The sequence below is a fragment of the Paenibacillus sp. YAE3 genome, assembly GCF_057546105.1.
The window spans coordinates 118,663-133,579 of record NZ_BAAIYF010000007.1; the positions used below are offsets into that span (position 1 = coordinate 118,663).

Here is a 14,917-nt window from a genome sequence, read left to right on the forward strand (position 1 = left end):
AACCTATAAACGCAAGCTGACCCTCAAACTTCTCAGTCTAATAAATAAAAAAAGAGCCCTCCGAAATCAGAAAGGCACTTTCAGTATAGTTCTGACATTCTCAGTAACGTTTATTCTATACTCCGGATGTCCAAAATAAACAGATACGGCTTTACTTTTGTTCATTGTCAAGAAACGACTCGAGAGCATCAAGCTTATCGGACCAGAAACGGCGGTACGATTCTAACCATGCGGTAAGTATTAAACGGACCTCAATAAAAGAAGCAGCGGCAGACATGAATGAAAGCATCAGAAAAAAATGATGCGTACAGCAAATACCCTCTATCCATCTAGGAGAGAGGGTGTAGCGACCTACCTTGAGCCCATAGGATACGCCCGCACGGAAGCCTGGCGCTGCAGAGGCGGGCATAAGAGCTGTGATGATTCGTAGTATTCATTCGAATGAATTCATGTGCGTTTCCGATAGCTGTTTATTTTAATTTCCCGCCAAATACCGGGAAGAAGCTATGTTCACCATAATCTTGGATGTGCTCTACATTCTTCAAGATCTCCATATCCGCATCGCTGATAACAAAATCAAGCTCTGCATTGTTTCTCATGTGATCCGGATTTGCCGTCTTCGGAATGACGACTAGTCCAAGCTGGATAGCGTAACGGAGGCAAAGCTGAGCAACAGATACTCCATACTTGTCAGCTATTACCTTCATCTCTGGGTGATCAAGAACTGCACCGTGTGCTATGGGGGAATATGCTTCGACCAGGATGTCATTCTTCTGGCAGAATTCAATAAGCTCGAAAGGAGTATTGCTTACATGTGCTAATATTTGATTGACCATAGGCTTGATTTCACAGCTTGCGAGAATGTTCTTTATATCATCTTGAAGGAAGTTTGAAAGACCGATTGCCTTTACTTTGCCTGTCTTATAAGCGTTCTCCATGGCTTTCCATACTTCTTTGTTTTCCTCGAAATAACGGTTCTCCTCACGGAACTCTGTCCATGGCTGCGGACTGTGGATTATCAGAAGATCGATGTAATCCAGCATCATTTTGGATAAAGACTCATCAATGGACTGCGTAACTGCATCATAGTTTTTTGCTTCTGCAGCAACCTTTGTCGTAATGAATAGTTCTTCTCTCGGGATACCGCTGAAACGGATTCCTTCTCCTACACCAACCTCATTCATATAAGCCTGCGCAGTATCAATATGGCGATATCCGATAGATACCGCATCCCGCACGGCCTGTGCCGCCTGTTCATTGTCAAGCAGCCAGGTACCAAGACCCAATTTTGGAATTTCTACACCATTTGATAATTTGTAAGTTTCGTTAAACATGTTTTTGTCTCCTTTGCAGGGTTATATTTTTTTATATACTTAATTAAGATCATTAGGCAGTGGGTGATGGCGTGATCAAGGTTTCTTGTCATGGCTAACAACATTTTTTTAAACATGCGCCTTGCTTCAATGACGACCCGCCAGATGTACATCAAGCATGGGTTTCGGGCGGTTGCGGTGTAATCTTGACTGTCGCAGAACGAGCTCGTGTACTTATCATCGAGCTTAAGTAGGGACTGCCATTGTACTTTGCAAGGTACGTATTGTCGATAAGGTCGTCCATCTCCCCGCCGATCGGTTCGAAAACGACTTCCTTCGTCATGCCAGCGACAGTGATACGTCCCGCCTTCTCTCGAATTGCAGCCTGATACCAACGGGAGTTCTGTCCGAAGTAGGCGCGAACATAAAGTGAGTCATCAACCACAACAGACCATATCCAAGTCGGGGTGCCGTAGGTTATTCCGTCTTCGCGGAACGGCGAGATGTGCAGGTCGTCAGCTTCAGCAATCTTGCGCAATTCTTTTTTCGACCATGTGCCCATGAGCGGCATCCTCCTTATTTATAAGTGTGTGTCAAGCACGCAGATTATATTTCCAGAACCCCAAATAAAGTGAATGCTGATTGTTTACTAAACCGTTGAAACAATTCCTATCCGGAAAATTGATTTATAGGACTATGCCTGTAGTTTCTCATCGAAATAAATACGAAACTCAAGATTAAGAATAGGAATCCGCCTAATACGACGTACTGCGTGCCCATTCCTGATATAGCTAATCCGCCTGCCGACGTACCGGTTGTTACCCCTAAGTTACTGGATGCCAGAAACAATCCATTCGAAAATTCAGGGGCTTCTGGAGCTGCAGACGACATCCAATATTGACTAATATTATTTCCTATAGCCACTACGATTCCAAAAATCAAAACAATGAATGCCATAGGTACAGTGAACTGTCCCATTAAGAACAATAAGACGTAAACGGCCCCTAATACGAAAGAAAAAGATGCGACAGTTTTTATGGCATTTTTAGTAAGTAACTTCCCGGCGACGATGTTCCCTATTATACTTGCGCCACCGAATAGGAATAACATGAAGCTAATCGTTTTTCCGGGTATATTCGTAATGGTTTCAAGATACTCTGCAAGGTAACTGCTAACCCCATACATCGCTGCATTTATAAAAATGACGGCAGCAATGGATAGCCAGGTGATGGGTTTTTTCAAAACAATTAATTGAGATCCATAAGAAAGTCTTTCTTTAACAGGCATAGACGGTACAAATAGTAATATAGCAATGAATGCTAAAGCATTCACAACCGCAAAGAATAACATTGCCATTTCTAGAGAAGTTGTATTAGCAATAAAACTGGAGCACGGTGCGCCAAGTACCATCCCTCCCGTCACTCCCATAAATACTTTAGAAGTAGCTTTTGGAGCTTCTTCCTTGCTGACTGAAGCTGCTGCTGCCGTCAAAGCTATGGAGACGTAAACTGGATGGAAAAAAGCCGGAATCACACGAGCGATTAATAAAATGGCAAAGTTGGATGCAACTATGGAGACAATGTTGCCTAGAACGAAAATTCCAAGTACAAGTAACATTACCTTTTTGCGATTTATGCCCGAAAACAATAACGGCATCGTGGGCCCAGACATTGCCACAGCAAGTGCAAAGAAACTCACGAGCAACCCTGCTTTGGTAATACTGATTTGGAAATGATCAGCAATTAAAGGCAATACCCCAACGATCCCCATTTCCGTATTTAAGATGCCGAATACACCTATGGTCAATATAAAAATCAACAATTGATTTCTTTTAGCCAAAAATAACACCCCCTATCTTCTGTATGTCTTATTTCGGCCGCCAAAGCTGCAACTGCTGCATTTTCACGATCGGCGGCCAGCTATTAACGTATTTTGCTCATTCTTGTGCAAGCTTCTTAGCTTTTGCTTCGCCAATATCACTAAAAGCCCCCCTAATGACAACAACTTCATCTTGAATTTTTCGATTCGGCAAAAATCAGAACTTAACAACAGATGAGTTAACAAAACAAGTTGTTTAATCAACTCGTGTCTATTATTATATGGGCAAAAAAGATACATTCAATGGTTAAAATAACGAAGTTTGTTGATATCTCAACAAAGCAATCAAAAATGTTCATTATCCAAGAAGGCCTGGTGAAATATACGGTGGCAAAAATGGATCAAGTACTGAGTATTCCTTATTGAAATATCCTGTCCATTTCTTAAACCAAAAAAAAGCCTGACCCATCAAGGGATTCAGGCTTTAGCATTATGTTTCAAGATGAATGCCCATGAACGTTGCGGAACGCGAAAAACTAAGCCTTAAACGACATTGTAAGCTGCAAAACTGCGGATCACAGGCTTCTCTACGCTCGAAAGCACCCGTAATCGGAGCGCGTCGGTTTCAACCGTGGCGAAACGGTCGATTTTTTTATGCCCGATCGCACTTCCCCTGACAAGCTCTTTCCACTGGCCGTTGACATAAGCTTCAAGAACATACTCCCGAACGCGTTCCCCCTGAGCGATATCCTCCATCAGGATCAAGTGGTTCACGGACCCGGCCGAATCAAGATGGAGCAGCAGCTCCGTACCTTCGCCATGCGTTTGGCCGATGGGCTGCCCGAATCTGCGCCGGATTTCATCCCCGAATTCGATGACTCGCGCTGCATCAGCATCAGGGAGGAGCCCGCGGTTATCCGGAGAGACGTTCAACAGCAGCGTAGCCCCGTGGCCGACCGACCGGTAATAAATGTCCAGCACGTCCTCCAAGCTTCTTAAGCTCGCTTCGTCGTCGGGATGCCAGAACCAATGTCTTTTGCGGATCGGAACGTCACATTCGGCCGGCACCCAGGAGGGGGTTCCCTCCATCCATGTGAGCATGTCGCTGGTGAACATGCTTTCTCTTGCCGTCGTTGCCGTATTCCAGCAAGGGTATGGAGCGACGCCGGCCTCATTGCCTACCCAACGGATCGTGGGCCGTCCCATATTAAAGACCATCGCTTCCGGCTGATATTGGTCTACCAGTCCGATGATTCTCGGCCAGTCATATTCCCGGCCTTGAGAGCCCGCCCCATCGAACCATACTTCGACAAGCGGCCCGTAACCCGTCAGAAGTTCCGTCAATTGCTCCGCATAGAAGTCGTCATATGCTTCCTTATCCGGGTAGCAAGGTTCATGCCGGTCCCAAGGCGATAAATACAACCCGAACTTTAGTCCTTCCTCCCTGCAAGCATCGGCGACTTCCCTGACCACATCCCCCTGACCGTTTTTCCAAGGGCTTGATTTTACGGAATAATCGGTCGTTTTCGTCGGCCACAGACAGAAGCCGTCATGATGTTTGGCGGTCAGCACCAAGTACTTGAATCCGGCACGTTTTGCCGTCCTGGTCCATTGCCGGGCATCGAACTCCGTTGGATTAAATAGCTCCGGGGAATCGGTCCCTTCCCCCCATTCCTGATCGCAAAACGTGTTGATGCCAAAATGGCAAAACATCCCCAGCTCAAGATCCTGCCATGCGAGCTGCTGCGGCGATGGTTTGGCAAGTACTGTCATTTTTAATACACCTGCTTTCCCAAAAATTCAAAGCTCACCCCCTGCGCAATAAACCACGCCCGCGCAAGGGATGAGGCAGTTCGTTCCGGAGCCTATTTTTTGGCATCCAGCGCTTTTTGATAGATTTCCAGGTACTGGTTTAATTGAAGCCCATCGAATCCTTTTACATAGGCATCCCATTCTTTGTTAATGTCCTTGGAGCCGGTAATAAACTGGGCCATGTTTGATTTTACGTAACTGACAAGCGTCGTTTTGATCTGCGCCGCGATCTCGGCATCTTCGAGCGCTATGAACAAGCCGTTAGGATACTGTTCCTTGGAGTGATACGGTTCATACTCCTTGGAAACCTGGTTCAGGCGCGTGCCATAGCCGTCCGGTGCAAGCAGGTCCTGCGGCGCTACCCAAGACGCACGATAAGCGTAGGTCCGAAGGGATGGGCCGATCTGCTCCCAGCCGTCGTTATGGGTCGGCTTTTTATCCGTTTTCGGTATCGCCGCGTATTTGGCCTGCTCGCCGTTAAAATCCAGTTCTCCGGTTTTCGCTTTCCGCCACCCTTTGTCTTCGGGGCCGTTTTCCTCCAGCACGATGGCTTCTTCGGTGTATAAATAATCCGCTAACCGGATCGCGGCAATCTGCTGCTCTTTAGTCGCTTTATTCGTAATCGCAAACTGGGAGCTTCCGATCCCCGCAAAATTAAGCGTCTGTTGAACGCCGTTCGGTCCTTTCAGCGGCGGCACGACAACGTAGTCCTTATGGCGCGGGGCTTTATCGTCCATGCTGTAGGCGTAACTGATTAATGCCGTCGAGAGTGTTCCCATGACGTTATCCGGCTCGCGGTTGGCCATTTGCTGCACGGCGTCGGCATTTTGCGTAAAGGCCGCCGGATCGATCAATCCCTCTTTGTACAGTTTGTTGAGATAAAGAAGGCCTTGTTTCCACTCTTCTTTATTTGCCGTAAAGTCGACTTTCCCGTTGATTTGGCGGAGGAACGTTCCCGAATCTTTATCGACGTAGTCATCGAGGATAAAGGAGTTCATGAGGAACGCCGAAACGTTGCCTGCCCACATCTCGTCGGAACCCGTCAACGGGATTTCATCCGGTTTGCCGTTTCCGTTCGGATCTTTCTCCTTAAACGCTTTCAGGACATTGTAAAATTCGTCCGTTGTCTTCGGAACAGACAGGCCCAGCTTATCAAGCCATGCTTTGTTGATCCACATTTTGAGCGCATTGTCGCAATGGTAACATTCGTTGACCTGCGGCAAAGCGTAGATGTTGCCGTCAGGCGCCGTAATCGAAGCCTTCATGTAGGGCAGATCCTGCATTGCCTTTTTAATATTGGGAGCGTATTGGTCGATCAAATCATTCAGCGGAATAAAGACTCCCTGCTGCCCGTATTTCATCTGTTCTTCCTTGGTCAGTCCCCCGTGCAAAATGACTTCCGGATAGTCGCCGCTGGCAAGCATGAGCTGCTTCCGGTCATTCAAAGCATTATCCGGGACCAAATCCCAGGCGATTTTGATATTCGTCTTGTCTTCGAGATATTTGGTAAACAAATTCGTTTCCATGTTTTCGATCGTCGCGAACTGCGGCGCGAACATTTTGATCGTCATCGGCTCTTTCACGATCGGATACGTGCCGACCGGCGTAAATATATCGCTTTGCTCCGCAGTCTTATTGTCTTTTTGGTCGCCGGAAGCTTCCGGCCCTGCGGATTTGCTGCCGCTGCAGGCGCTGAGAAGAAGCATGCAAGCCAACATCCAGCTGATGGTGCCTAGCCAAATTTTACGGTTCTTTTTTTGCATCGAACTTTTCCCCCATTCGTCATCATGGTTTTACCGGGCAATAACCTTGTTTTGTTAACCATCCGAATCTCGAGCTTATCCGCAAAACGGACAGCATCACCTCCTTCAAGCAGTTGTGGCGGCGCGCTAAGCCGTCTTTAGCCCTTCAGCGAACCGATCATGACCCCTTTGACGAAGTGCTTCTGCACAAAAGGATAAATAATCAGAACCGGCGCACTTGCAACGACGATAAGCGAATATTTGATCAAATCCTTAAGCCCCTGCTGCGCCTGCATCTGGTTCACGTTCGCCATCATGGAGGCATCCACCGTATTCAGGATGAGAATGTTGCGGAGAATGATTTGGAGCGGGAACAAGTCGGGCGACCGCAAAAAGATCAGCGCATCAAAATACGCATTCCAATGTCCGACGGCATACATCAGCGTCATCACGGCAATGATCGGTTTGGACAGCGGCAGAACGATGCTGAATATAAACCGGATGTCGCTGCAACCGTCCAATTCCGCCGCTTCCGACAATTCATCCGGAATGGTGGTCTGGAAAAACGTCCTGGCCACAATGACCTGAAAGACGCCCATCGCCCCCGGCAAAATCATCGCCCAGCGGGTATCCAGCAAATGCAGGTCTTTGACGACGAGATAATAAGGAATCAGCCCCCCGTCAAACATCATGGTGATCACAAGCATAACCATAAAAAAGCTGCGGCCGTAAAGAGTCTTCTTGGCCAGCGGATAACCAAGCATGATGGTCAGAGCCACGTTAACCACCGTGCCGACGACGGTGTAAAAAAGCGAATTTAAATAACCGACGCCGATTTGCGGATTACGGAACACCGCTTTGTAGCCGTCCAGCGTAAAATCCACGGGAAAAAGCCATACTTTGCCCGACGTAACCGCCTGGGGCGAACTGACGGACGAGCTTAATATGTAGATCAGGGGCACCGCCACAATGACAAGAATCAGCGTCAAAAACAGGTAGACGAAAGCAACGAATAGGCGATCGCCTTTGGACTCGCGAATAGCGGTTCCTTTGAACATAAGATCTCCTCTCTTTCTTGGTGCTTGTGCGTTCTCATGCATCAAACCGGGATAGGCCTACCAGAGGCTGTTGCTTGACAGTTTTCTGGCAATGTAATTGACCGTGATGAGCAGAATCAGGTTGATCACCGAATTGAACAAACCGATGGCCGCCGAGAAGCTGAAGCTTGACCCAAGCAAACCAACCTTATAGACATAAGTGGATATGACCTCGGAGGTGCTCAGGTTCAGCGGATTTTGCATCAAATATATTTTTTCAAAACCTAATTTCATGATGTTGCCCAGGTTCAGAATGAGAAGAATGACCGAAACGGGAATCAGGCTTGGGATATCGATGCGCAATATCTTCTGGATGCGGGATGCGCCGTCTACCTTGGCGGATTCATACAGCTCCGGATTCACGCCGGAAAGCGCGGCGATGTAGATGATCGCGCCATATCCCGTAAACTGCCATACATCGGACCATACATAGATGGATTTGAAAAGACCCGGCATGCCCATAAAATTCGTATTGCTCACGCCGAGCATCTCGAAAAATTTGCTGACCATCCCCACATGCGGCGTCAGGTTTACGATAATGATCGATACCATGATGACCGTGGAAATAAAATAAGGGGCGTATGAGACCATCTGTACGGTTTTTTTGAAAATGCCGTTTCGGATCTCGTTCAGCGCCAGTGCCAAAATGATGGGTGCCGGAAAGCCTACGATCAAGCCGTAGAAGCTGATGCCGAGCGTGTTTTTGATGTACAGCCAAAAATTCGGCGATTCGAAAAACTGGTAAAAATATTTAAGTCCGACCCAGTCGCTGCCCCAGATGCCTTTGATGACGTTGTAATTTTTGAATGCGATTACAATTCCGGCCATCGGTATATATTTGAAGATGATCAAATACAGGACGGGCAGCAGCAGTACGAGATAAAGCTGCCAGTGCCGCCTGATTTTTTTGCCGATGTTTCTTCTGCTTGGCGGCATTTGGGAAGATAATGAGATTTTTCGAGCCAGTCCCGGCTCGGCTTGCGGCTTGCTGATCAGTCTTGGCATGATGGGTAAACTCCTTCCGTTCGATCATACTTTCGGGCATTTCTTTCAGGTGCTGGGAATGTAAGGTGATCGTAAAGGAAACCGCGAGCCCGAACAAGAAACAAAAATAAACCGGATTAACCGTTTTCGCCTGCCGGCCCCCATACAACGTAAAAACCCACCGTAAATAAGGTCTTGGCCGGTAATGCCGATCGCCCCGGTTTCCCGATCCTAACGCAGCCCGCTGCGACGAATGAAAAAAACAGCGATGCACGATCGCTGTTCTTAACCGTTTTCTACGACTGAACCATTTTCGCCTGCCATGCTGCGCAGCTTGTCAGCCCGGTATTCGCCGGGAGCGACCCCGACGGTCCGCTTAAACACACGGGTAAACGAAATCGCATGGGTATATCCGACCCGTTCCGCAATTTCCTGCACCGAATCCCCCGTTTCCGTCAGCAGACGCTGCGCCTCCTTCATGCGGACATCGATCAAAAAATCAACGAATCTCTGTCCGGTGTTTTCTTTGAACAACTTGCTTACGTATTTGGCGTTCAGATGGAACCGGTCTCCAAGCATCTCAAGCGACAAGTCCGGATTGGCGTAATCATGCTCGATCAGCCGGCAGATGTCCCGGATGATGTTCGAATGCTGCCGGCGATCCTGAAGCTGTTTCATCCTCTCAAACTGGGCCGCAAGCACCTGTTTCGTTTCCTGCCTCAACTGCTCCAAAGAGGAACAGTTGTCCACACTCTCCGTCAGCTTCGGCAGCCCCTCCTGTATCCACTGGTTGTATATTTCCTTGCTCATGCCGGACAGTTCGCGGCCGATATGATAAATGAAATAATTCATCAAATTGTATATTTCATCATTGGTTAACAAGCCTTGCTTCAACTGTACGAACCATGCGTCATAGTCTTCGATCCAATTTGCCTTCAACATCCGGTAGGACTGAACGATGGAGCGGATCTCCCCCAAATGGGAATACACTTCGGCGACCCCGTGGCGCGAAATATCATCGCCTTGAATCAACCGGTTTTCGCCCAAAACGATTTTATATTGCAGAGCCGCAAGCGCTCCTTTATACGACATCGGAATATCGCTTAAATGCGGCGTGGATTCGCCCATGCCCATCGTGATCGTAAACTTCAAATTTTGATCGACCCATGCGATAACCTGCTCGGCAAAACGGGGCAAGACCACGGTTCTGAAATGATCGTCGTCGCTTTTTTCAAACAACATGACCGACAAGCCCGAGGAAGACACCCATTCGGACCACACCCGGCAGTCCCATTTGGAGGCCATCTCATGGACGACGGTCCGCAAGGTAAACTTAAGCAAATCCTGATCGGCTTTCGAATAGTTCCTGCAAAAATCGCCGTATTTGTCGATTTCAATCATGAGGATGCGAAATTGATCCAGCGGCTGCGGCAAGTTCAGGCGATCCGCCTCCGATTTCAATTCGGCAACCGTCAGCGATGAATCTCCTTCGATCAATTGGTGGAACATATACCGGGTCCGCAAATGGAGATCCTCCCGGTATTTCTCCTGATACTGCTTGGATTGCTCCAAAATATGGTCGACAGCGGATTCAATGAAGGCAAATTCATCCGGTTTTCCTTTCCACAAACCTCCTCCCGCCACCGGAAGCGAATAGCTGCTGAACCTGGCGGCGATGGCTTCGATCGGTTTCGAATTCCGTTTGGTGACATAAATCATCCAAATGAACCCGACGGCAATCATGACGATGCCGATTACGAACCAAAGATTATACAGATAAGAGACAGCGCTTACAAAACCATGGTTCACAAGGCCGCTCCCGTATTTCCAATTGGTATAGCTCGATATATACTCCGAGTAGACTTCGGACGAACCGACCGCGACGTCGCTGCCGAACAAAGCCTGGCCCGATGCATCCTTGACTTGAATAAAGCTGACCTTGGACTCGTACATCGATTTGGTCAAGTTGCTTAAAGAATCCGCGGCCACGTTGACGACGATCATGCCCAGGTCGTTTTTCATGTAAGGCGACCCTCTTACCAGGCTGACGACCTGCTTGCCGCCTTTCATTTTAAACTGTTCGAACGTTCGTACGCCCGTCCATTTGGGAGTCATCGATACCTGGTACTGCTCGATAAAACTCCGGTCCGGATACGTGTCGACAAATCCGTTCGTCGCGTCGCTTAGCACATACCCGTCCGAGTTTCTGACCAGATAAATCGAATCGATCAGGGGATAATAATTGATCATTTCTTTGAGCTTCTGCACGGCCCTGATATTAATATACGGATCGCTCGCCGCCGTCGACTTGAAAAAATCATTCAAAGGTTTGCTGTTAATGCTCTCAAGCACGATCATGTTGTCGATCACCTTCAAGGACGTATCTACGATACGCATCGCTTGCAGCGAGAGGTTCTTATTGGCATTCAGCGCCTCCTGGCGGCTTTGTTCGCCGAAGATCTGAAAGAACACAAAAAATATGAACGTAATTACAATGATAAAAACCGGCATGTATGAGAGCAATAGACGTTTGAACCAGGATTTACGCATGAGCAGCCCCCGCAAAGTTGATTTTTTTCCACTCTTCTCATTTCACCGCCTGCCCTCACAAATCCTTTTTGCGAATGCATAAAAATGCACTCTTCGGATCCCAGGGGCTTTCGCTTGACAATCTCATGAAAATTATTTATGTTGTTTACATACCGACTGAATGTATGAAAGGACGAAGTATGGATGGCAAGAAATAAATATCCCGAAGAAACATTAAAGCAGATTCTAAGTGTTTCGCTGAATCTGTTTTTAACAAAAGGCTATGAACACACATCATTGCAGGATATCATTAGGGGGCTTGGGGGGCTTTCAAAGGGTGCGATTTACCACCACTTCAAATCAAAAGAAGATATTATGATTGCGGTTCTCAAACAGCTCTACCAAGATGTCGAAGATACATTGGCCGCTGTCCGGGATGACAAGCAACTAACCGGTCTGGAGAAGCTGCGCCAAATCATTAGTGTTTCTTTGAATCACGACCCTGCGCAGCTAGAGATGATGTCGACAGCGCCTAACCTCTTGAAAAATCCCAAGATCTTAGCTGCCCAATTACAAAGTATAATCGAGGATGCCGTGCCCGTCTATATACAGCCTATCGTTGAGCAAGGGATATTGGATGGGACAATCAAAACGGAGTATCCTAAGGAGCTTAGCGAAATGGTGATGCTTCTAAGTAACCTTTGGTTGAGTCCTATGATCTTCGAGGCTTCACCCGAGGTTATGCTGCGCAGATGCCGGTTCGTACAGGAGCTACTGAAAGGAATTGGGATTGACCTGCTAGATGAACCAACCATCCGGCGTTACGAGGAATATTATCGTGTGTATAGCGCGAATCACTGAAACGTTGATATGAAACTATAAATTTTTTTAAACCTATTCATACCGTCGGTCGGTATCAAAATGATAGGAGGAGTCTATTTATGAAAAATACGACGAAGACCTTTGATTCGGATTACTGGCAAAAACGATTGGATGAGCTGTGCAAAACCAATGACGTGCCGGGAGCATCCCTGGCTATTCTCGTCGATGGACAAATTCATAAGTTGGCCTGTGGACTGCTGCATCGGGGGACAGGTGTAGAAGCGACTAGCGATTCGTTGTTTCAGATTGGCTCTATTTCTAAGGTGTATACAGCTACGTTGGTGATGCAGCTTATAGATTCTGGCGAATTGACTTTGGACTCAACGGTAAAGGAGATTCTTCCCGAGCTATCCATTCCCGGAACCGAAGCGATGACTATTCGTCATTTACTGAGCCACAGTAGCGGGATGACCAGCGATTTTACGATCGACACTGGACGGGGAGATGACTGCTTGGCTCGCTACGTCGAGGCTTGCAATGAGCTAAGATTGGAAAGTTTCCCCGGAACGGTTGTTTCTTACAGCAGTGTGGGATATAACGTCTTGGGCCGCATCGTTGAGGTCGTGACGAACCAGACGTGGGACGATGCTTTAAGAGACCGGCTTCTCGTTCCGCTTGGACTCGCCAGTACGGTAACACTGCCTGAGGAAGTGTTGCGGTTTCGGGCTGCGATGGGGCACTTGGCCGGCGAGGCAGATCAAATTCCGGAACCTGCTCCTTTCTGGAATCTGCTGCCGCGCTCTTCCGGCCCCAGCGGCGGGGCTTTGTGCTCAACGGCTGCTGACCTTATCCGGTTTGCCCAGATGCATCTTCACGGAGGACGTGCGCCGGACAATAACCGCGTATTAACTTCTGAGTCGGTAGCCGCTATGCAACGTCTGTCGGCCGAAACGCCTGATAAGTGGACATCCGGCAACATCGGATGGGGACTGGGTTGGATGCTTTATGACTGGAACGGAGTTTCTGTGTTTGGACACGACGGTGCTACAATCGGGCAAAACAGCTATTTGCGCGTAGTCCCCGGATGCGGCGTAGCCGTTGCCTTATTGGCTAACGGCGGAAACACAGAGCTGCTCCAGTCGGCTCTTTTTCGGGAACTATTCAAGGAATTGGCGGGTGCGAGTATGCCGGACACCGTGTTCGAACCGGCACCATACCCGCTAGCAGTTGATATTAAGCCGTTCGTTGGTACCTATAAGCGTCAAGGAGTCGTCATGACGGTTACCGAAAGAAACGGAATGTTGCATTTGTTATACGAAATTTTCGATGGCAGGCAAATCCCTTCTCCACCGCTGGAAATAACCCTCAGCCCCGTGTCAGAAACAGTATTTGCAGGAGCGGGCATGGGCCAGGACTGGATACCCGTGGTTTTCTCAACGCTGACGGACGGTTCAGTATATTGCTACATGGGCATGCGAGCCGCACCGAAAATCGCGTAAGCGCTAAATTTTTCTTTATAGTCGCTCTGGGGTAGTGTCAGCTTCACTGGTATACTACCCCAGTATTAAATCTCTTCATCCATCCCCCATTTTCGGTGACAATCTCTGTTACATCAAAAGACCATTCCCTCCTCCCTGGCCGCTAAGTCGATTTTTTTAATGGCATGAGGCCATCTTTACGGGTCTACTATCGCAGCACGCGGTCGTTTGACGATTACATGTCCATCGGGCAAAATAATGGTTACCATCGGATCTTGACTGCTATTTAAGACATGCCACAATATCGCTCCAATGGATAAGAACCATAAGTCATAAATTCTAAATAAAATGGAGTTGACTTCGAAACCAAATGAAAAAGCCAGATGAACATTCGCTTTCAGATGAATCGCTTGATGCAGAAACGGCTCGTTTGGCCCGACTGATCCACGCCTATACTCCATATGACGGCACGTTTAGCCAGTGCATTCCCGGTTTGGACGTCAGCCGTTATTCAAAAGTAAATACGGACTGCGTGAGAACCTTCAACTCCCCCTCTCTGTTAGTCGTTGCCCAAGGAGTAAAGGTTGCCACCGTGGGGCAGGAGATCTATCAGTTTGGCCGTTCACATATGCTCATGTTCCCTGTCGCTCTACCGATTGCTGTGAGCACCATACAAGCCAGCCCTTCTGAACCTTTTCTAAGTGTAAAGCTGAAGCTGGACCCACAAAGGATTGCCGAGTTAGCACTGAAAGTGTATCCCCAGGGCCTGCCTCCCATTAGGGAAAGACGCGCAGCGTATATCATTCACGCCGATTTGGGTATGATCAAAGCTGTGTCGAGGCTTCTGGAGTGTCTTTCTAATCCCGTTGAAGCTAAATTGCTTGCCCCGCTTGCGGTGGATGAGATTTTGATGCGAGTCCTGCTTAGCCCTGTTGGCGTTCATGTCGCTGAAATGTGTTCTGCCGACTCGAGAATGCAGCGAATTGTGAAGTCGATTATGTGGCTGCACGACAACTTCCCCCAGCAAATAAAGATCAGGGATTTAGCCAAGTTGGTACATATGAGCGAATCCTCGTTTCACGAACATTTTAAGGCAGTCACTTCAATGAGCCCGCTGCAATACCAAAAAGCGCTTCGCCTTCATGAAGCGAGACGTCTGATGATATCCAGCTCTATGGATGTAAACACTGCTTGTCAACTGGTTGGGTATGTAAGCACTTCTCAGTTTAGCCGAGATTACAGCCGCTTTTTCGGTACCCCGCCCAAGAGAGATATCGCTAAATTGCGCCAACAAAAGTAAAGTTTATAGTTTGTGATATCGG

The 14,917-nt window shown here is 48.0% G+C and carries 11 protein-coding genes; 3 read left to right on the forward strand and 8 right to left on the reverse strand.

The annotated features are described in order from the left end of the window. Window positions 1–470 precede the first annotated feature (470 nt). From AC27KL_RS15105 to AC27KL_RS15140, 8 genes are all read right to left on the reverse strand, one after another. Complete coding sequence (locus AC27KL_RS15105) at window positions 471–1,334, reverse strand: aldo/keto reductase (RefSeq protein ID WP_487170213.1); 864 nt, start codon at window positions 1,332–1,334, stop codon at window positions 471–473. Between the two features lie 151 nt (window positions 1,335–1,485). Beyond that, on the reverse strand, window positions 1,486–1,875 hold the full coding sequence (locus tag AC27KL_RS15110) for a DUF2255 family protein (RefSeq protein WP_487170214.1): 390 nt from the start codon (window positions 1,873–1,875) through the stop codon (window positions 1,486–1,488). A gap of 107 nt (window positions 1,876–1,982) precedes the next feature. Continuing rightward, window positions 1,983–3,152: an MFS transporter gene (locus AC27KL_RS15115; RefSeq protein WP_487170215.1), complete on the reverse strand. Its 1,170-nt coding sequence runs from the start codon at window positions 3,150–3,152 to the stop codon at window positions 1,983–1,985. Window positions 3,153–3,674: 522 nt separating this feature from the next. After that, window positions 3,675–4,904, reverse strand: a complete 1,230-nt coding sequence (locus AC27KL_RS15120) for an alpha-L-fucosidase (RefSeq protein ID WP_487170216.1) — start codon at window positions 4,902–4,904, stop codon at window positions 3,675–3,677. A 92-nt stretch (window positions 4,905–4,996) separates the two neighbouring features. After that, the gene (locus AC27KL_RS15125; RefSeq protein ID WP_487170217.1) at window positions 4,997–6,706 is read right to left on the reverse strand and encodes an ABC transporter substrate-binding protein; all 1,710 of its coding nucleotides are present in this window, start codon (window positions 6,704–6,706) and stop codon (window positions 4,997–4,999) included. A 137-nt stretch (window positions 6,707–6,843) separates the two neighbouring features. Continuing rightward, entirely contained in the window at window positions 6,844–7,743 is a 900-nt protein-coding gene (locus AC27KL_RS15130; protein ID WP_339324867.1) for a carbohydrate ABC transporter permease, read from the reverse strand. Between the two features lie 57 nt (window positions 7,744–7,800). Further along, window positions 7,801–8,787 (reverse strand): ABC transporter permease, encoded by a 987-nt coding sequence (locus AC27KL_RS15135; RefSeq protein ID WP_487170218.1) that lies wholly within the window; start codon window positions 8,785–8,787, stop codon window positions 7,801–7,803. Window positions 8,788–9,051: 264 nt separating this feature from the next. Continuing rightward, a complete protein-coding gene (locus AC27KL_RS15140; protein ID WP_487170219.1) occupies window positions 9,052–11,316 on the reverse strand; it encodes a helix-turn-helix domain-containing protein in 2,265 nt (754 codons plus the stop codon). 183 nt (window positions 11,317–11,499) lie between these two features. On the opposite strand from AC27KL_RS15140, the gene AC27KL_RS15145 reads away from it, so the two are divergent. The 3 genes from AC27KL_RS15145 (at window position 11,500) to AC27KL_RS15155 (ending at window position 14,895) form a co-directional block, all read left to right on the forward strand. Then, window positions 11,500–12,156 carry a TetR/AcrR family transcriptional regulator gene (locus tag AC27KL_RS15145; RefSeq protein ID WP_487170220.1) on the forward strand — a complete coding sequence of 219 codons (657 nt, stop codon included), beginning with the start codon at window positions 11,500–11,502 and terminating at the stop codon, window positions 12,154–12,156. Window positions 12,157–12,236: 80 nt separating this feature from the next. Next, window positions 12,237–13,616: a serine hydrolase domain-containing protein gene (locus AC27KL_RS15150; protein ID WP_487170221.1), complete on the forward strand. Its 1,380-nt coding sequence runs from the start codon at window positions 12,237–12,239 to the stop codon at window positions 13,614–13,616. A 349-nt stretch (window positions 13,617–13,965) separates the two neighbouring features. Continuing rightward, window positions 13,966–14,895: an AraC family transcriptional regulator gene (locus tag AC27KL_RS15155; protein ID WP_487170222.1), complete on the forward strand. Its 930-nt coding sequence runs from the start codon at window positions 13,966–13,968 to the stop codon at window positions 14,893–14,895. Window positions 14,896–14,917 lie beyond the last annotated feature (22 nt).

Excerpts from the sequence above, each read along its gene's own strand:
- AC27KL_RS15125 (WP_487170217.1), bottom strand. The coding sequence starts at position 6,706 with ATGCAAAAAAAGAACCGTAAAATTTGGCTAGGCACCATCAGCTGGATG.
- AC27KL_RS15150 (WP_487170221.1), top strand. The coding sequence starts at position 12,237 with ATGAAAAATACGACGAAGACCTTTGATTCGGATTACTGGCAAAAACGA.
- AC27KL_RS15145 (WP_487170220.1), top strand. The coding sequence starts at position 11,500 with ATGGCAAGAAATAAATATCCCGAAGAAACATTAAAGCAGATTCTAAGT.
- AC27KL_RS15135 (WP_487170218.1), bottom strand. The coding sequence starts at position 8,787 with ATGCCAAGACTGATCAGCAAGCCGCAAGCCGAGCCGGGACTGGCTCGA.
- AC27KL_RS15120 (WP_487170216.1), bottom strand. The coding sequence starts at position 4,904 with ATGACAGTACTTGCCAAACCATCGCCGCAGCAGCTCGCATGGCAGGAT.
- AC27KL_RS15155 (WP_487170222.1), top strand. The coding sequence starts at position 13,966 with ATGAAAAAGCCAGATGAACATTCGCTTTCAGATGAATCGCTTGATGCA.
- AC27KL_RS15105 (WP_487170213.1), bottom strand. The coding sequence starts at position 1,334 with ATGTTTAACGAAACTTACAAATTATCAAATGGTGTAGAAATTCCAAAA.
- AC27KL_RS15130 (WP_339324867.1), bottom strand. The coding sequence starts at position 7,743 with ATGTTCAAAGGAACCGCTATTCGCGAGTCCAAAGGCGATCGCCTATTC.
- AC27KL_RS15140 (WP_487170219.1), bottom strand. The coding sequence starts at position 11,316 with ATGCGTAAATCCTGGTTCAAACGTCTATTGCTCTCATACATGCCGGTT.
- AC27KL_RS15110 (WP_487170214.1), bottom strand. The coding sequence starts at position 1,875 with ATGGGCACATGGTCGAAAAAAGAATTGCGCAAGATTGCTGAAGCTGAC.